Source organism: Komagataeibacter saccharivorans (assembly GCF_003207825.1).
GTDB lineage: Bacteria > Pseudomonadota > Alphaproteobacteria > Acetobacterales > Acetobacteraceae > Komagataeibacter > Komagataeibacter saccharivorans.
The window spans coordinates 1-17,187 of the sequence record NZ_NKTY01000004.1 but is presented as its reverse complement, the minus strand read 5'-3'; the positions used below and the strand labels follow the sequence as shown (position 1 = coordinate 17,187).

Here is a 17,187-nt window from a genome sequence, read left to right as displayed (position 1 = left end):
ATCAGCCTAGCGGCCCGGCGGGGCCATGAACTCCGGCCCTACGGGGTCCTTGATGCAGGTGTTCAGGATCGTATCGATATCGCGCAGGTCCGCGGCACTCAGACTCCAGCCCATCGCATCCGCGACGGCGGCAATCTGGTCCGGGCGACGCGCGCCCCACAGGGCGATGGTCGGTCCCTGATCCAGAACCCAGCGGATGGCCAGCGCCAGCAGGGACTTGCCGTGGCGTTCGCGCGCGAAATCCTGCAACTGCCGTACGGCTTCAAGATATTGCGCGAAACGCGGCGACTGGAACTTGGGATCGGCGCTGCGCAGGTCGTCGGGGCCGAATTCGGTCTGCGCCGTCATCTTGCCCGACAGAAGGCCACGGCACAGCGGCCCGTATGCCAGAATGGCCAGCCCGTGCTGCCGGGCATAGGGCAGGATATCATGCTCCATCGCGCGTTCGAACAGGTTGTAAGGCGGCTGCACGGCGGACAGGGGCGCGAATGCCCGGAATTCCTCCATCTGCGCGATGGTGAAATTACTTACCCCGAGGGCCAGCACCTTGCCCTCCTGCACCAGGGATTCCAGTGTGCGGGCGGTTTCCTCCATCGAAACGGCGCTGTCGGGCCAATGCACCTGGTACAGATCGATGTAATCCGTGCGAAGCCGACGCAGCGAATCCTCGATTTCCTTACGGATGCGCGCCGCGGATGTGTTGCGGAAGGGCTTGTGATCTTCCGTCCAGTCCAGACCGACCTTCGTTGCAATGGCAACCCTGTCGCGCCGCCCCTGCAGGGCCTGACCCACAACCTCCTCCGAATGGCCGAAACCGTATACGGGCGCCGTATCGATCAGGGTAATGCCCAGATCGACCGCTTCCTGAATCGTGGCGATGGCCTGCCGGTCATCCGGGCCACCCCACATCCACCCGCCAATGGCCCATGTGCCAAGGGCGATGCGCGATACGGGATTCTTCAGGCCACGGATCGTGGTTGTTTCCATAACAGACGCTTCGGGCATGAACTGCTCTCCGTGTTTATGTTGCGGGCGCAACCGTACCGCATGCCGTGGCGAGACACCATGGCGTCACCTGCCCCCGCGGCGGCCGGGCGGCAGGCCGGTCGCTCCCTTCCCAACACGATCGGGCGGGCAGGTGTTGCAATTTTTACGCGGCCACAAGCGGCAAGGCCCCTTCCGTCAGTCCGGTTCGCGCCGTATGGATGGACAAGCCGCCTGCAATGGAGAGAGCCAATTTTGCGCAAGATAGCCCTTCTCGCCCCACTGGCCTGCCTTGCAGCCTGCGCGCATGGCCCGGACAGCCACCCGACGCGGGCCGTAACGCCGGTTGCGCAGTACGCCAACGGTTCGGGACCACTGGCCGTCAATACCCATGTGCCGGATTTCGCCACCCGCAATTACGAGCCTTTTACCCGGCAGGACGTGGTGGCCATAGCGCTGCGCGAATGGCGGCTGTTCGGCCAGCCGGTCAATGATGACGACCCGCTGGAACGCCTCGAACCCACAACGCCGCTGGTCAAGCCCGAACGCACGCCCGGCCTGTGGCAGCGCGTGGGGGAATACTGGTGGATCGGGCAGGACCCGCAGGAAACCGAAGCGTCATGGGATGGCAAGCATGATGCGGACGGACATATAACCGACTTCGTGCATGACGGGCTGTATGCGTGGTCGGCGGCCTTCATTTCCTATGTGATGCGGGTGGCGGGCGCCAATGACCGCTTCGCCTATTCACCCAACCATTCCACCTACATCAACGCGGCGGCGGCGGGGGTGGAAAAGGGTGTGACGGCCCGCAATCCCGCCCGCTACGCCCCGAAGCTGGGTGATCTGCTGTGCGTAGGGCGCGGAAGCAGCAAATCCGTACGCTTCCGTGACCTGCCGACTGCGCAGGGCTTCCCCGCCCATTGCGGCTTTGTTGTCGCGACCGGACTGAACGATGCGCCCTTTGGTCGCGAAATCAGCATCATCGGCGGTAACATAGATGACGCCGTGGCCCTGACGCATGTGCCCGTAGGCCCCGATGGCCGCGTGTCCGACCGCAGGGGCCAGAGTCTGGACCCGCGTTATCCGTGGTGTGCCGTGCTGCAGGTCCATTACGATGCGGACCGCGAACCGCAGGCCGACCAGTAGGGAGCAGACCCCACGGGCCAGCCCGCAGCCGTCACGTCAGCCGCGTGACCAGGGCAGTTCCGATGCCTGCCATCCGGCAAGGCGGCCACGGTGGCCGGTTGCATCCTCCGGCCCTTCGAACCCGTCGGCCACGTTGTACACGTTGTGGTAGCCCGCATCATAGGCGGCGTGGGCCGCGGCCATGCTGCGCGCGCCGGAACGGCAGATGAAATAGACCTCATCCGTCTTGCCGATCCCCGCCTTTTCCAGCGTGGCGATGAAGTCGGGATTGACCTGTCCCGCCGGGGGAAGCTGCCAGCTATCGCGCACCAGTTCCTTGCCCGCACCGGACAGGTCGGGCACGCCGATATGTTCCCATTCCATGGGCGTACGCACGTCCACAAGATGGGCGTTGGGGCGGCCACGCACCGCCTCCCATGTGGCGGAAGGTGAAATATCGTCAATCATTCCTGTTTCCTTTCATCGGCAAAAGCTGTTTTAGGGATATGCCAAGCCCGCCGCATTCCTGATAGTAAGGAATGCAATCCGCACGGCCTGACCGCCCTGTAGCCAGCCGTGCCACATCATATGATCCAGACCAGTGAAGGTGCTGCCTTATGGCCGAAAGTGCAAATCCCGCCTCATCCCTCTCATCGGACATGCCGGCTGCCATAGGCCATACGCCCCTGATCCGCCTGCGACGGGCATCGGAAGCGACGGGCTGCGAAATCTACGGCAAGGCGGAATTCATGAACCCCGGCGGATCGGTCAAGGACCGTGCCGCCCTCGCGATCATCGACGATGCCGAACGCCGTGGCGTGCTCAAGCCCGGCGGCACGATTGTGGAAGGCACGGCAGGCAATACCGGGATTGGCCTGACGCTGGTGGCCAATGCGCGGGGTTACCGCTCCATCATCGTCATGCCGGAAACGCAGAGCCAGGAAAAAATCGACTTCCTGCGCATGATCGGCGCGGACCTGCGCCTTGTGCCCGCCAAGCCGTTCCGTGATCCGGGCAATTATGTCCATGTCTCGCGCCGTCTGGCCGAAGAAACCGGCGGCGTATGGGCCAACCAGTTCGACAATACCGCCAATCGTGAGGGCCACCGCCACACCACCGCCCCCGAGATATGGGAACAGATGGGGGGGCGGATCGACGCCTTCACCTGCTCGTGCGGGACGGGCGGCACGCTGGCGGGGGTTACGCTGGGGCTGGAAGACATGGCAGCGAAGGCGGGCGTGGACCGTCCGCGTGTGGTGCTGGCCGACCCGGAAGGCTCGGGCCTGTATGGCTGGGTGAAATCGGGCGACCTGTCAGTTAGCGGTTCTTCCATTACCGAAGGCATCGGCCAGTCGCGCGTTACCGGCAATCTGGAAGGGCTGCATTTCGATGATGCGGTGCGCATCCCCGATGCCGAAGCGCTGGAGGAAATCTACAGCCTGCTGATCCATGAAGGGCTGTCGGTTGGCGGTTCGGCCGGCATCAACATCGCAGCCGCCATCCGCGTGGCGCGCGCGATGGGGCCGGGGCACCGCATCGCCACCATCCTGTGCGATGGCGGCGCGCGGTACCAGTCCAAGCTGTTCAATCCCGCTTTCCTGCGCAGCAAGAGCCTGCCTGTTCCGCAGTGGCTGGCCTGATATCAAGGGGTTGCGGCAGGGGTAATTGCAACGGAGTGAAACATCTGGTGCGGCGATCCGCGCGGTGATGTAAACTGCGAAAATGACCCCGCTGCCGCACATCCTGATCATTGATGATGACCGTGAAATCCGTGACCTGCTGGCACGGTTTCTTGAACGCAACGAACTGCGCGTCACCACCGCGCGCGATGGGCATGAAGCCCGTCGCCGCTGGGCTGAAGGCCATTACCAACTGGTCATTCTTGACCTGATGCTGCCCGGCGAAAGCGGGCTGGACATCTCGCGCTGGCTGCGCACGCAGGCCAATGTGCCGATCGTGATGCTGACCGCCATGGGCGATGACACCGACCGGATCATCGGCCTGGAACTGGGGGCGGATGATTACGTCCCCAAGCCCTTCAACCCGCGCGAACTGCTGGCGCGCATCCGTGCCGTGCTGCGCCGCGCATCCGACACGCCCGATCCGCGCAGCGTGCCGGTGCTGCATACCCTGCGGTTTGCGGGCTGGGCGCTGGATACGGGCCGCCGCCGCCTGCTCAACCCCGATGAAGTGGAAGTCCCGCTGACGGGGGGCGAATATGACCTGCTGCTGGCCCTGCTGGAACGCGCAAACCGGGTCATGACGCGCGACATGCTGTTCGACCTGCTGCGCGGGCGACAGGCGGGACCGTTCGACCGCGCGATCGACGTGGCCATAAGCCGCCTGCGCCGCAAGCTGGAGGATAACGGGCGCAACGCCCAGCTTATCAAGACCGTGCGCGGGGGTGGCTATGTCCTTGCCGCGGAAGTCGAGCGTCTCTGACAATCCGCATGTCTGCTTTCCCGCAGTCCTTCCTTTCCGAACAGAAAACCGAAACATCCCCCACCGGGGGCTGGTGGCAGCGCCTGCGCAGGCGCCTGCTGCCACAATCCCTTGCCGCGCGCACCACGCTGCTGCTGATCGGCGGCCTTGGCGTCATCCAGATCATCGGCCTGACCATCCATGCCATGGACAGGTTCGATTTTGACCAGCGCATGATAAACGCGCAGGCGCGCAGCAAGGTCTTTACCTATTACCGCGCCATTGTGGAAACCGCCCCGTCAGACCGGGCGCGGGAACTCGCCGCCCTGCCCCTGCCACCCGGGGTCACCATAACCCTTACCCCCGGCCCCGAGCCGGACATGGTCAACGGGGTGGTCATGCCACCACACGGGCCGCACCGCATGCACCCGCCCGAAGAAGACTGGCACGACCACATGCCATTCGAGGGCGACCGGCACGACCATCCCCCCTTCGGCCCCGGTGGTCATGACGGGCCTGATGGTCCGGGCGATGGAGACCCGGGGCTTGGTCCCCTGCCCCAGTCCCTGCGACCCGAGCAGGTGATGATTTCCCCCGATACAAGGGGACGCAGGCGCACCATTGCCTTCCTGCTGCCCGATGAACGGCGCTGGGTCACGATCCATTACATCCAGCCCCGGCCCAGCCTGTTCCGTTCCCCCACCTTTCCCATCGCATTCCTGATCATGACCTTCACGGGCGGTCTCCTGATCCTGTGGGGGGTGCGCCGGCTGATCGCGCCGGTCAGCACGCTGGCCGCCGCCGCCGAGGAACTGGGTCGCAATGTAAACGCGCCGCCCATGCCCGAGGATGGCCCACGCGAAGTGGCGCGCGCCGCCCATGCCTTCAACACCATGGCGCACCGCATCCGCCGCTACCTGATGGATCGCACGCTTATGCTGACCGCCATCGGCCATGACCTGCGCACCCCGATCACACGGCTGAAGCTGCGGGCCGAATTTGTTGAAGATGACGAAATGCGGGCCAAGATGCTCAGTGACCTTGATGAGCTTGAATCCATGGTCGCTGCCACCCTGGCCTTTGGCCGCGATGCCGCACAGCGCGAACCGATGGGCCAGATCAACCTGACCGCCCTGCTGCAGACAATCGCCGATGAAGCCGCCGAGACCTGTCCCGACATGGCGGACCGGATCGCCTTCGTATCCGAAATGCCCGATGTGCATGTCCGCGCGCGCCCCATGGCGCTCAAACGCGCGTTGAGCAATCTGGTCACGAACGCCATAAAATACGGTGGCGGCGTGCAGATCGTGCTGTTGCCGCCCCGGCCGGGGGAAGGCGAGGACGCGGATGAATCCCGTGTCACCATCCTGATTGAGGATGACGGCCCCGGACTGCCGACCGAAGATCTGGAACGCATGTTCGACCCCTTCGTCCGCGCCGAGCAGAGCCGTAACCGTGAGACCGGGGGAACAGGGCTGGGCCTGTCCATTTCGCGCAACATCATCTGGGGACTGGGCGGCGATATCCGGCTGGGCAACCGCCAGCCCCATGGCCTGCGCGTGACCGTCACGCTTGTCTGCTAGGCCGGGATTCCCGGACCTGACCCCAGGGTGAATGCCGCGTTCCAGAAGCGCAGAAAGGTGGACGCTGAGGGGACCGGACAGCCCATCGGGTACAATTTCACGTCATATGTGAAGTCCGGATAACCACCATGCAATAAGTCCTTGCGGCACGCTGGCGGGAAATGGCATTGCCAGATCATGCTTGATCGCCTGTATGCCCGTATCATTGCGCTGGCTGCCAGCCCGCACGCCGTTATCTGGCTGGCGATCATCGCCTTTGCCGAGGCCAGTTTCTTTCCGCTGCCGCCCGACATCATGCTGATCCCCATGGTGCTGGCACGCCGGGACCGCGCATTCCGGCTTGCCTCCATCTGCACGACGGCCAGCGTGTGCGGCGCGGTACTGGGGTGGGTTATCGGCGCGTTCCTGCTGGAATATGCCGCCATGCCCATCGTGCGGCTCTATCATGCCGAACATACATTACTATCCCTGCAGGAACGCTTTCGCGAATGGGGCATCTGGATCATCCTGATCAAGGGGCTGACGCCCATCCCGTTCAAATTCGTCACCATCGCCAGCGGGGCGGCCCATCTTTCGCTGCTACCGTTTCTGGCCGCCTGCGCCATTACGCGCGGGGTGCGGTTTTTCCTGCTGGCGGTCCTGCTGCGCCGCTTTGGCGCGCCGATCCAGAACTTTATTGAAAACCGCCTGCCGGTCGTGGCCGCGATGTTCGCCGTGGCCCTGGTGGGCGGCATACTGGCCCTGAAATATATCTGACCCGCGAACAGGGCGGGCGCGGCCTGCCTGCCGGGCAGTGTTCGGACCAGACTGGCCGTGATAGGGTAGGCGCATCCTGATCCTGTCCTGCGCGGGCCAATACCGGTCCCCTGGACAATCGACGATTTATCCATGGTGGGGAGCACAGTTCATGCCGCAGCAGGTTGCTGTCATTACCGGAGCGGGCGCGGGTATCGGTCGCGCCACGGCACGCACACTGGCCCGTGCCGGGTGCGATGTCGCCCTGATCGGCCGTAACCTCGACCGGCTGGGCGATGCGGCAGCCGAACTGCGCGAACTGAACATACGCACCCATATCGCCTGCGCCGATGTGGCCGATGCAAAGGCTGTCGAGCAGGCCGCCGAGGAAATCGAGGACGTCCTTGGCCCCATCACGCTGTGGATCAACTGCGCCGGGGCCACCGTAACCGGACAACTCGCGGCACTGGACGCCGATGAAATCCGCCGCGCGACGGAAGTCACCTATCTGGGCACCGTCAACGGCACCCGCGCGGCGCTGGCCCGGATGCGCAGGCGCGGACATGGCACCATCGTCAACCTTGACCGGCTGGCAAGCCTGCGCCCGCCGCCGCTGCAGGCGGTTGAAAACGGTGCGCGTGCCGCCGTGCGCGCGTTTTCCGAAAGCCTGCGCCCCGAAATCCTGCATGATGGCGACCGCATCCATATCGCCATGGTCCACCTGCCCGCGATCAACACGCCGCGTTTTTCATGGACCCGCAACCATACCGGCAAACACCTGAAGCCGATGGGACCGGTCTATGAACCCGAAATCGCGGCCGAAGCCATCTGCCGCGCGGCGTTCGGGCGTGAACGCGATATCTGGGTGGGCCTGTCGGGCGTGCGGAACTGGGTGCTGAGCACATTCGTGCCGGGCCTGTCGGACCGCTGGCTGGCGGGCAAGGGCTACGCCAGGCAGATGGAAAAGGTGGCCGTGACGGGTGATGAACCCGATGACCTGTACAAAACGGTGCCCGGCGCCTATGCCGCCCATGGCCGTTTTGACATGATCACCCGCAAGGCCATGCCGCTGCTGCTGACCACCCGTCATGCGCAGTTCGCCACCGTGGCGGCGTTCATGGGTTTCGTGCTGTTCGCCCTGCGCCGCAGGCGTCACTGACGGGTCAGGGGCGCCATACCCGCGCCCCGCCCTCTTTTTCAGGCGTGCAGGGAATCGGCGGCAGTCGCCAGCCGTGCGCCGCTACGGCACAGATCGCCCGCCCATACCCACCAGTCTGGCTGGCTGATCGTCGCACCCGCGGCCTGTGCCGCCGCGGGACTGTCGAACAGGGCGTAGCACGTAGCCCCCGAACCGCTCATGCGCGCCAGACGACAGCCGGGGGCGTTACGCAGGGTGGCGAGGACGGTTGCGATTTCCGGGCAGATGGCGCAGGCCGCGTCCTGCAGGTCATTGGTCTGTTCCGACAGGTCGCGCACCATATCCGCCAGTGTGTCCCAGCGTGCGGGAAGGCTGGCACGCGGCGTGAAGACCGGCGCACGGGTCCTGAACACCTGCGGGGTGGAAACGCTCTGCCCGCAATTGACCAGAATCATGCCGCAGGGCGGCAGGGCGGGAGCGGGTGACAGTTCCTCCCCGATTCCCTCCATCCGGGCGGAAAGCTGGTCCAGACAGACCGGCACGTCCGCGCCCAGCCGGGTCGCCAGCGCCATCAGGGCGTCGCGGGGGATGGACAGGTTCCACGCCCGCAGCAGCAACCGCAACGCCGCCGCCGCATCCGCCGAACCACCGCCAATACCCGATGCCACCGGCAGTTCCTTGCGCAGCACGATCCGCACATCCGGCAGGTGGCGCGCAGCCTCAGCCCCCAGATGTTCGCGCAGCAGCGCGCCCGCACGCACAATCAGGTTATCGGCGCTGTCATCACGCAGGCCGGGGGAAAACGTGCCTTCGACATGCAGGTCCACATGGCCGCCCAGTCCCGCACCCCGGCTCAGGCGCAGTTCATCCGCCGCCCCCGCGAAGACGGCAAGACTGTCCAGCAGGTGATAGCCATCATCACGCCGTCCCGTAACATGCAGGTACAGATTGATCTTTGCATGGGCCAGTTCGTGCACAGAAGACATTAGTGATGGGTTCCATTCGTGTGGGATGAAAGGGAGGCGGGCGCCACTGCCGGCCTGAGATCGGCCGGGAGCGCCCCCGCCGCCGAAACGCCGCCATTCTTCCACGCCGTGGCATAGGCCAGCGCCGCCGTGATCTTGCGCCTGTCCTCCGGGTCGGGCTGGAACTGGATGGCGTTCTGCCATTCATTCACCGCTTCCAGCCTGCGTCCGGCCATCCAGTAGGCAACGCCCAGATGGTAGTTGATGGCCGGGTCCTGCGGCATCTGCTCGACCGCCTGTTCCAGCAGCGGCAGCCCTTCCGCCACATGGCCAAGCCGCATCAGCACCCAGCCCACGCTATCGCGAATCTGGTTGTCAGATGGCGCAAGGGCGAGGGCGCGGCGCAGGTAGCTTTCCGCCATGGCGGGGTTTTCGCCGTGTTCGACCATGGAATAGCCAAGGTAGTTCAGCAGGTCCGGCTCGTTGGGAGCAAGCTGGAGCGCCTGCTGGAGTATGGTGCGTGCCTGCGGCCAGTGGTTCTGGCGTTCCTGGGCTATGGCCTCGCCGAACAGCAGCCGCCAGTCATCGCCTTCCAGCCGGTGTGGCGTCAGGGCGATGGCGTGCTGGTAGGCATCAAGGGCTTCGGCCCATTTCTGCTGGTCCAGCAGCGCATCGCCAAGGCTGGACCACAGCATCCGGTCGCCCGGCGCCTGCCGCAGCAGGTCGCGCAGTTCCTGCGCCGCCTGTTCCTTGTGTCCCATGACAAGGTCCAGATCCGCCTGTTCCGTCCGGTAGACAGGCTGCAGGGGATCATCGGCGGGCGCGCCCTCCAGCGCTTCACGCGCCTGCCGGTCCTGCTTGCGTGCATGCAGCATGGAGGACAGGAGTATCCGCGCTTCCGAATCCGCCGGGTCCAGCAGCAGCGCCATGCGCAGCATCATCTGCTCGGTACCCCGCAGCGTGCCCAGTTCCATGGCGGCATCAGGCTGGCGGTCATCATCCGCGCCATCATGGGCATAAAGCTGCTGGTCGATCAGCAGGGCAACCAGACCGTAAGCCTGCGCCAGTCCCTGCACCGGACGGGTCACCACAGGGCGATGGATCATGGCCATGATGTTGGCCCGCGCCGTTTCCAGAACCGGCATGCCGGCGATACGCTGGTTGACCAGCGCCTTGGCTTCCGCCTCGCGCCCCTGCGATACCAGCCAGTGCGCCATGACCAGCGTGGTGAACAGGTCGCCCCCCGCCATGCCGGTGGACTGCCCGAACAGCACATCGGCGCGCATCTGCCGCCCGCCAAGCTGCGCGATCAGTGCCGCATGCAGCGTGTAATATCCCCCCAGCGTGCGATCCATGCGCGCGGGTTCAAGCACCGCCAGCGCCTCATCCGTCTTTCCCGCCCCCTGCAACGCCCAGGCGTGCAGCAGCGGGCGCAGCAGGCCCATGATCTGGTCGGACGGGGCCTTGACGTAATGGGTTACCGCGTCATCCCATTTACCCGCCAGTGCCGCCGCGTTGCCCATGGCCAGTTCCGGCATGACGCCGGGCGGCTGCGCGGGGGCGAGCGCCCCGGCTTCAGCGCTGCCCGCCAGAATGCTGTAGAAAAAGGCCCGTTCGCTGAACAGGCTGAAATTCGGCGCCAGACGGGCGGCGGCGCCGAACGCGCGGGCCGCCTGCGCGTTATCGCCCTCGCTGGCGGCAACGCTGCCGACCAGCAGGTTCGTGGCCAGATCCTGCTGCCCGGCCCGGACAATGGCGTCATCCGGCGTGGCGGCCCGCATTTCCCGGTTGGGAATCCCGGTCAGGAGCGGTACAACAAGGGAGGCCACGACCATGCGTGACAGACGAGGTAAGAGCATGACGCCAGAATCTACCGCGTGCGGCGTCCGCTGCCAAATCCCGCGCCCGAAGGCGGGCTGGCGCGTCTTTGCATTACCTGTGTCGGTACGGGGTATATCCATCCGATGACTGATTCCATGACCCTGTTGCGTCTGTATGTGGAGTGGGGCGCCGATGACGCGCTGGATATCCACCCGCATGACCGGATGGCGCACCCGGCCACGATACACCACGCGGCCCCGCCTACCCAGCCCATCCCCATACAGCCAGACCGGGGGAATGGACATAAAAATCACCCATCCCGGCCCGCCCTTCCCCCGCGCGGGACGGCAAGCGCCATCGATCAGGCGGTCGCGGCGGCACGCGGGGCGGCACAGGCGGCCCGGACGCTGGAGGAACTGCATGCCGCCATACGCGGTTTTGGCGAATGCGGCCTGCGCGACACCGCAACCCACAGCGTTTTTGTGGAAGGACCGGCCAACGCCCCCCTCATGCTGATTGGCGAAGCCCCCGACGAGGACGAGGACCGCAGCGGCCACCCCTTCGCGGGGGAAAGCGGGGCGCTGGTCAGCACCATGTTCGCCAGCATCGGCATCGACCGCGCCAGCATGCTGGCGGCCCCCGTCATTCCATGGCGGCCACCCGGTGGACGCCCCCCTTCCGCCGCCGAGACACGGATCTGCCTGCCCTTCATCCAGCGCGCCATCACGCTGGCCCGTCCCAGACGGGTGATCCTGATGGGGAACCTGCCGGTTTCCATCCTGCTGAACCAGCGCACGACCGCCGCGCGCATGCGGGGCCGCTGGCGGGAAATCACCCTGCCCGCCGACCCGGCGGACCCGGCCGCCACACACGGCGTGCAGGCCCTGCCCATGCGCCATCCGTTGCAGTTGCGCGCGAGTGCCACAGCCCGACGCGATGCATGGAAAGACATGCTGATGATACGCGAAACACTGGAGAGTGTATCTGCCGTGCCATAAAGCGTAATAGCATAATGTTTCCGGGATATTAGCCTACAGAAAAGCAGGTATTCATTCCGCATTTCCTGTATGTTTCCCGCTGTTACATCTTGCATTCCCATCTGTTCTGAACACTTATTGACGGCTGCAATCGGGGCTGGCTATTGCTTTCCATCTGCATTGCGCCTACATCCCCACCGCTATGCGAGGGACAACCAATACCCCCCATCATGCGGTAACGGCTTTTCTGGCCGGTGCGGCATTTCTGGCAGGGGCGGCGTTCGCGCCGCTGCGTGCCCAAACAGTGGAAGCCAGGGCGACGGATCAGGATCCGGCTCCCGCCGGTGACCATAACGAGGAAACGGCACTCGCCCTTCCACGCCTGCCCGCACATGGTAACGCCGGGGCGCCGCGTCCCCTGTCCCCTGATGACGTGAGCCGCATCCGCCGGGTCTTCAAACTTCAGGCCGACGGCCAGTTCGACGCCGCCATCCGCGAAACCGCCGCCATCCATGATGACACCCTGCTGGGCGACATTCTGGCCGCGCGCTATCTCAACCCCGCCTATCATGCCGATGCGGGGCAGTTGCGCCTGTGGCTGCGCACGTTCTCGGGCCTTGCGGATTCACCGGCCATCTATTCCATGCTGGCCGCCATGCCGAACCGGGGCGGCCCGCTGCCCCCCGCACCGGCCCGCAACGCGCTGGACAGCAACAGCAGCCATCCACCGCCCCATATCCACCTGCCGGAGGAGGACGATCCCTCCCTGCGGGTCTTCACGCGCAACAGCCTGCTTGACCATACCGTGCGCGAACGCGCGGCACAGGGGCCCAAGGGCGCGCGCAGCGCCCTGCACCTGATCGCCATCACGCCGGGGATGAACGACCTGTACGCCGCCCATCTTCAGGCGGAAATCGCCATGACGATGTTCAGCGCCGGTGAAAACAGGCTTGCGCTGTCCATTGCCCGCGACGCCTTTGCAAAATCGGGCCAGCGGCTGGGACTTGCGGGTTACGTCGCCGGTCTGGCCGCGTGGCGGCAGGGACGGCCCGACGCCGCCGAACCCCTGTTTGAAGCCGCATCCCGCGCACCGCTGACACCCGGCGGCATCCGTGCGGGGGCAGCCTACTGGGCCGCCCGCGCCCACCAGACCACGGGTGATGTCGCGGCCTATTCACCATGGCTGCACCGCGCGGCGGCGGCACCCCATACATTCTACGGCCAGCTTGCGTCCCAGATACTGGGCCTGCGCACGTCAGCCGGTCGCCCGGCCCATACACCCGACACCATCGGGACGGAGGCCCCCCTTACCCTTGCCACGGACCAGCAGCCTGTTCACGCAGGCAGCCCCGTACTGGGGGAAATCGACATAGAAGCGGTAGCCGCCACCCCTGCGGGGCGACGCGCCTTCGCCCTGTTGCAGGTGGGTGAGCGTGACCGGGCGGAAGCAACGCTGCGCCGCATGTGGCCTGACATCCAGAACGACGCCGCCCTGTGCCATTCCACGCAGATGGTGGCGGATGCCATGGGCATGAAAAGCCTGTCAGCCCAGATGATCATGCTGATGGACACCAATGAAAGCGAGCACAGCACGCATGATGCCCGCTTCCCCCTGCCCCCGCTGCAGCCCGAGCATGGCTTCCGGATGGACCCGGCTCTGATCTATGCCCTGACGCGGCTTGAATCCAATTTCGACAGCAATGCGGTTTCAGGTTCCGGCGCGCATGGGCTTATGCAGGTGATGCCGGTTACGGCTGGGTTTGTCATGCATGACAGGGACCGCTTTACCCGCCGCCCCGCCGCACTGCATGACCCCGCCACGAACCTCGATATCGGGCAGCGCTACGTGCTGTATCTGGCGCAGCTTTCCACGCAGGCCGATGGCAGGCATGTTCCGCCGGGTGGCGACATGATCCGTATGCTGGCCAGCTATAACGCCGGTCCGTCCGCCATTTCGCGCCGGAGTGCGACGATGGATGAGGATGAAGATCCGCTGCTGTATATCGAAAGCCTGCCCAATAACGAAACGCGCGATTATGTCCGCCGCGCCTTCACGTATCTGTGGATCTATGCCGACCGACTGGGTCTGGCGGCGCCGTCGCTTGAGACACTGGCGAAGAATGAATGGCCCGCTTTCGGCGCGGAAGTCGCTATGAGCGGACACGCAGGCCACACCATTCACTGATAATGACGGTCGTATGGCTGTAAAAAAGGGGGTGCATCCGGGCTGGATGCACCCCCTTTTTGTCAATGGGCCGGCTTCAGTTCTCGGCAAGAAGCTGGCGGCTGGCCTGCACCCGCACCACGCGGCGGCCTTCCATTTCCAGCACCTCGAACAGCCAGCCCGAAAACACCACCTTGTCGCCACGGGCAGGCACACGGCGCAGCAGGGCCAGAATCAGGCCGGCCAGCGTGTGGTAACTGCCTTCCGCCGGAAGATCGGACAGGCCCAGACGGTCCTTGACCTCATCGGCGGGCATGGAACCGTCCAGCACCAGCACGCTGTCCAGCGCCAGACGCTGCGGCGGCGTATTGCCCGGCTCATGCTGTTCACCCACGATCGCGCCGAACAGGTCGGAGGACGTCACGATCCCCTCGAACGAGCCATATTCATCCAGCACCAGCGCCATCCCCAGCGAGGAAGCGCGCATCCGCTCCAGCATGTCAAAGGCGGACAGCGTATCGGGGACCGATATGGGATGGCGCAGCCCGATTTCGATCGACGGGCTCTTGCCATCCAGAAAACGGTCCAGCATGTCCTTGGCCAGAATGATACCCACGGGATTATCCACCCCGCCCTCGCACACCACGATGCGCGAATAGGTGGTGGAGCGCAGGATCTGGAGCAGTTGCGCGCGTGATACATGCCGCTCCACCCAGCACAGTTCGTTGCGTGGGGTCATGATGGCGCGGACGGGACGTTCGGCCAGACGCAGCAGGCGCTCGATCATGTCGCGCTCCTCCTGCTCCAGCACGCCCGCCTGCGCCCCTTCGGCAATATAGGCGCGCAGTTCCTCCACCGAGACGGACTGGCGGATCGCCCCCCCGATTCCCATGATCTTCAGCACCAGTTCGGAAGACCGCCCCAGAAGCCACACGACCGGGCGCGTCACCCACGCCATCCATTCCAGCAGGAGCGACAGACGGGCCGCGATCAGTTCCGGCTGCCGCAGCGCAATCTGCTTGGGTACCAGTTCACCCAGCACCAGCATGACGGCGGTAATGGCGCTGACCACCAGCAGCATGGCGACTTCATCGGCGATGGACCGCAGGGCGGGAATCCGCGCCAGCCAGTGGCTGACCCCCGCTTCGATACTGCTGCCGCCAAAGGTGCCCTCCAGAATCGAGACAAGGGTCATGCCGATCTGGACGGTGGGCAGGAAACTCTGCGGATCACCCGCAAGCTTCAGCGCCCGGTCAGCCCCCGCCGTGCCGTCGCGTGACAGAATGGCCAGCCGCGCGCGGCGGGCGGAAATAAGGGCCAGTTCGCCCATGGCAAAAAGCCCGTTGAGCAGAACGAGGCATAATATGACAATCAGTGAGACAAGCATGATCCCACGATCCTACAGCATAATTTCCCCGGCTGGCACAGTTCCCTGCGCATGGCCCTGCACGCAAAAGAAAAGGCGGAGCCGAAGCCCCGCCTTTTCCCGATCCAGTTACACAGGATAATCCCCGCCGGAAGATCAGTCCGCCGCGTCCGCCGTTTCCACGGGTGCGGATACGCGGTTCACGCGCGGCGCAGCCGCAGGCTTCTTGCGGGCCGCGAGTTCTTCCATCTTGGCATCGACATGCTGGGTGAACATGTATTCCGCCGGGCGCTGGTTCTCGAGCGAGATTTCGGGCGCCATCGGCTTTTCCGTCTCGGGACCGAAAAGGGCGACCTTGGCAATGTGCCAGGGGCGACGGACGGCATCCATAACCGCGGTCGATTCATAGCCCGAATGGACCATGCAGTCGGCGCATTTTTCGTAATTGCCGGTACCGTAGGCATCCCATTCGGTATCGGACATAAGCTCGTCAAAGCTCTTGGCGTAGCCTTCACCCAGCAGGTAGCACGGACGCTGCCAGCCAAAGACGTTACGCAGCGGCTTGCCCCACGGGGTGCAGTGATACTGCTCGTTACCCGCAAGGAAGTTCAGGAACAGCGGCGACTGCGTGAAGCGCCACTTCTTGCCCTTGCCCAGACGGAAAATGTCGCGGAACAACTGCTTCGTCTTCTGGCGGTTCAGGAAGTGTTCCTGATCCGGCGCACGCTCATAGGCATAGCCCGGCGCGGTCATGATGCCATCGACGCCCATGGCCATCACTTCATCAAAGAAGGCGGCGACGCGCTTGGGATCGGCACCGTCGAACAGTGTGCAGTTGATCGAAACGCGGAAACCGCGCGCCTTGGCCTTCTTGATGGCGGCTACGGCACGCTCGTACACACCGTCCTGACAGACGGATGCATCATGCATTGCCGGATCACCATCCAGATGCACGTCCCACGAGAAGAACGGACCCGGCTCGTAATCATCCATCTTCTTTTCCAGAAGAAGGGCGTTCGTGCACAGGTACACGTACTTCTTGCGCGCCGTCAGCCCGCGGATGATCTCAGGCATTTCCTTGTGCAGCAGCGGCTCACCGCCAGCAACGGCGATAACCGGCGCACCGGCCTCGGTATCCGCATCAAGGCATTCCTGAACGGTCATGCGCTGATTGAGGATCTGGGCAGGGTAGTCGATCTTGCCGCACCCGGCGCAGGCCAGGTTACAGCGGAACAAGGGCTCGAGCATAAGCACGAGCGGATAACGTTTACGCCGCGTGATATGCTGCTTGACAACATAGGCGCCCACGCGGACTGCCTGCATAATAGGAACGGCCATGAAACCTCTGCTCCTGCACCGGCTCAACCGCCGGTTACATATTCCAAGTCTGGTAGGCGGACTATGGACACATCCACCCACGAGAAAACAAGTCCAACCTTACCCAGCCGTGCATCCAGAGCATGCCGAGGTTGCGGACTTGTACGACACATGAAGCCTTTCGCGAGGGTATAGGACAGAAACCATCCTGTATTCAATTGCTATCGCCTTCGGTGTGGCCAATTAACAACAGTCAGGGAATTAGAGACTGTATTTGCACGCTTAACCGGAGTAACACAGCCCGATTACGCTACGGTCGCCATGGTTTTCATGCCATGAGCCGCCATTCATCGCCGCCGGGGCAGCCCTGTCCGGCCCCATCAGACCGGGGCGGACGGGCCAACCGAAAACCGGGTCGGTTCCTCCCCATCATATGGGGGAAGGGTCGACACAGAACAATGGACGCGAACATCATGGACCAGCCCAAACCCGCGATTCCGACCCTTGGGCGCTATGCGCAGCTTGACCGGGTGCGCGCGCCGCATGACATGCGCAACCTTTCGGTGGAGCAGTTAAAGCAGCTGGCGG

14 protein-coding genes are annotated in these 17,187 nt (G+C 64.5%); 8 read left to right on the top strand and 6 right to left on the bottom strand.

Going from position 1 to position 17,187, the window contains the following annotated elements:
- Positions 1-6: 6 nt before the first annotated feature.
- Positions 7-1,005 (bottom strand): aldo/keto reductase, encoded by a 999-nt coding sequence (locus CFR79_RS03895; protein ID WP_102325461.1) that lies wholly within the window; start codon positions 1,003-1,005, stop codon positions 7-9.
- A gap of 234 nt (positions 1,006-1,239) precedes the next feature.
- Between CFR79_RS03895 and CFR79_RS03890 the strand changes: the two genes are divergently transcribed.
- Complete coding sequence (locus CFR79_RS03890) at positions 1,240-2,133, top strand: DUF2272 domain-containing protein (RefSeq protein WP_102325460.1); 894 nt, start codon at positions 1,240-1,242, stop codon at positions 2,131-2,133.
- Positions 2,134-2,169: 36 nt separating this feature from the next.
- Here the strand turns inward: CFR79_RS03890 and CFR79_RS03885 are convergent, their stop codons facing one another.
- The gene (locus tag CFR79_RS03885) at positions 2,170-2,580 is read right to left on the bottom strand and encodes a rhodanese-like domain-containing protein (RefSeq protein WP_102325459.1); all 411 of its coding nucleotides are present in this window, start codon (positions 2,578-2,580) and stop codon (positions 2,170-2,172) included.
- A 149-nt stretch (positions 2,581-2,729) separates the two neighbouring features.
- Here CFR79_RS03885 and CFR79_RS03880 point away from each other — a divergent pair, with 149 nt between their 5' ends.
- The 5 genes from CFR79_RS03880 to CFR79_RS03860 all read left to right on the top strand — a co-directional run bounded on the left by CFR79_RS03880 (position 2,730) and on the right by CFR79_RS03860 (position 8,010).
- A complete protein-coding gene (locus CFR79_RS03880; RefSeq protein ID WP_102325458.1) occupies positions 2,730-3,752 on the top strand; it encodes a cysteine synthase A in 1,023 nt (340 codons plus the stop codon).
- Between the two features lie 82 nt (positions 3,753-3,834).
- Positions 3,835-4,554 (top strand): response regulator, encoded by a 720-nt coding sequence (locus CFR79_RS03875; protein WP_102325457.1) that lies wholly within the window; start codon positions 3,835-3,837, stop codon positions 4,552-4,554.
- An 8-nt stretch (positions 4,555-4,562) separates the two neighbouring features.
- Positions 4,563-6,116: an ATP-binding protein gene (locus tag CFR79_RS03870; protein WP_102325456.1), complete on the top strand. Its 1,554-nt coding sequence runs from the start codon at positions 4,563-4,565 to the stop codon at positions 6,114-6,116.
- A gap of 177 nt (positions 6,117-6,293) precedes the next feature.
- Positions 6,294-6,872 (top strand): YqaA family protein, encoded by a 579-nt coding sequence (locus tag CFR79_RS03865; protein WP_110546998.1) that lies wholly within the window; start codon positions 6,294-6,296, stop codon positions 6,870-6,872.
- 151 nt (positions 6,873-7,023) lie between these two features.
- Positions 7,024-8,010, top strand: a complete 987-nt coding sequence (locus CFR79_RS03860; RefSeq protein WP_110546997.1) for an SDR family oxidoreductase — start codon at positions 7,024-7,026, stop codon at positions 8,008-8,010.
- Between the two features lie 38 nt (positions 8,011-8,048).
- Here CFR79_RS03860 and CFR79_RS03855 read toward each other — a convergent pair whose 3' ends face one another.
- On the bottom strand, positions 8,049-8,975 hold the full coding sequence (locus tag CFR79_RS03855) for a 4-(cytidine 5'-diphospho)-2-C-methyl-D-erythritol kinase (protein ID WP_110546996.1): 927 nt from the start codon (positions 8,973-8,975) through the stop codon (positions 8,049-8,051).
- Positions 8,975-10,813 carry a tetratricopeptide repeat protein gene (locus CFR79_RS03850; protein WP_258373412.1) on the bottom strand — a complete coding sequence of 613 codons (1,839 nt, stop codon included), beginning with the start codon at positions 10,811-10,813 and terminating at the stop codon, positions 8,975-8,977. Before CFR79_RS03850 ends, CFR79_RS03855 begins: the two co-directional genes overlap by 1 nt.
- Before the next feature lie 105 nt (positions 10,814-10,918).
- Here CFR79_RS03850 and CFR79_RS03845 point away from each other — a divergent pair, with 105 nt between their 5' ends.
- The gene (locus tag CFR79_RS03845) at positions 10,919-11,773 is read left to right on the top strand and encodes a uracil-DNA glycosylase (protein ID WP_181417348.1); all 855 of its coding nucleotides are present in this window, start codon (positions 10,919-10,921) and stop codon (positions 11,771-11,773) included.
- A gap of 181 nt (positions 11,774-11,954) precedes the next feature.
- Positions 11,955-13,937 (top strand): lytic transglycosylase domain-containing protein, encoded by a 1,983-nt coding sequence (locus tag CFR79_RS03840; protein ID WP_102325449.1) that lies wholly within the window; start codon positions 11,955-11,957, stop codon positions 13,935-13,937.
- Positions 13,938-14,013: 76 nt separating this feature from the next.
- Here the strand turns inward: CFR79_RS03840 and CFR79_RS03835 are convergent, their stop codons facing one another.
- Together CFR79_RS03835 and hpnH are read right to left on the bottom strand one after the other, a co-directional pair.
- Positions 14,014-15,303 (bottom strand): hemolysin family protein, encoded by a 1,290-nt coding sequence (locus CFR79_RS03835; protein ID WP_102325448.1) that lies wholly within the window; start codon positions 15,301-15,303, stop codon positions 14,014-14,016.
- A gap of 135 nt (positions 15,304-15,438) precedes the next feature.
- Positions 15,439-16,620, bottom strand: a complete 1,182-nt coding sequence (hpnH, locus tag CFR79_RS03830) for an adenosyl-hopene transferase HpnH (protein WP_102325447.1) — start codon at positions 16,618-16,620, stop codon at positions 15,439-15,441.
- Positions 16,621-17,187: the final 567 nt, after the last annotated feature.

Bases quoted from the DNA above. Each gene is read 5' to 3' on its own strand.
- CFR79_RS03865 (WP_110546998.1), top strand. From the start codon at position 6,294: ATGCTTGATCGCCTGTATGCCCGTATCATTGCGCTGGCTGCCAGCCCG.
- CFR79_RS03840 (WP_102325449.1), top strand. From the start codon at position 11,955: ATGCGAGGGACAACCAATACCCCCCATCATGCGGTAACGGCTTTTCTG.
- CFR79_RS03895 (WP_102325461.1), bottom strand. From the start codon at position 1,005: ATGCCCGAAGCGTCTGTTATGGAAACAACCACGATCCGTGGCCTGAAG.
- CFR79_RS03850 (WP_258373412.1), bottom strand. From the start codon at position 10,813: ATGCTCTTACCTCGTCTGTCACGCATGGTCGTGGCCTCCCTTGTTGTA.
- CFR79_RS03855 (WP_110546996.1), bottom strand. From the start codon at position 8,975: ATGTCTTCTGTGCACGAACTGGCCCATGCAAAGATCAATCTGTACCTG.
- CFR79_RS03885 (WP_102325459.1), bottom strand. From the start codon at position 2,580: ATGATTGACGATATTTCACCTTCCGCCACATGGGAGGCGGTGCGTGGC.
- CFR79_RS03875 (WP_102325457.1), top strand. From the start codon at position 3,835: ATGACCCCGCTGCCGCACATCCTGATCATTGATGATGACCGTGAAATC.
- CFR79_RS03880 (WP_102325458.1), top strand. From the start codon at position 2,730: ATGGCCGAAAGTGCAAATCCCGCCTCATCCCTCTCATCGGACATGCCG.
- CFR79_RS03870 (WP_102325456.1), top strand. From the start codon at position 4,563: ATGTCTGCTTTCCCGCAGTCCTTCCTTTCCGAACAGAAAACCGAAACA.
- CFR79_RS03835 (WP_102325448.1), bottom strand. From the start codon at position 15,303: ATGCTTGTCTCACTGATTGTCATATTATGCCTCGTTCTGCTCAACGGG.
- CFR79_RS03860 (WP_110546997.1), top strand. From the start codon at position 7,024: ATGCCGCAGCAGGTTGCTGTCATTACCGGAGCGGGCGCGGGTATCGGT.
- hpnH (WP_102325447.1), bottom strand. From the start codon at position 16,620: ATGGCCGTTCCTATTATGCAGGCAGTCCGCGTGGGCGCCTATGTTGTC.
- CFR79_RS03845 (WP_181417348.1), top strand. From the start codon at position 10,919: ATGACTGATTCCATGACCCTGTTGCGTCTGTATGTGGAGTGGGGCGCC.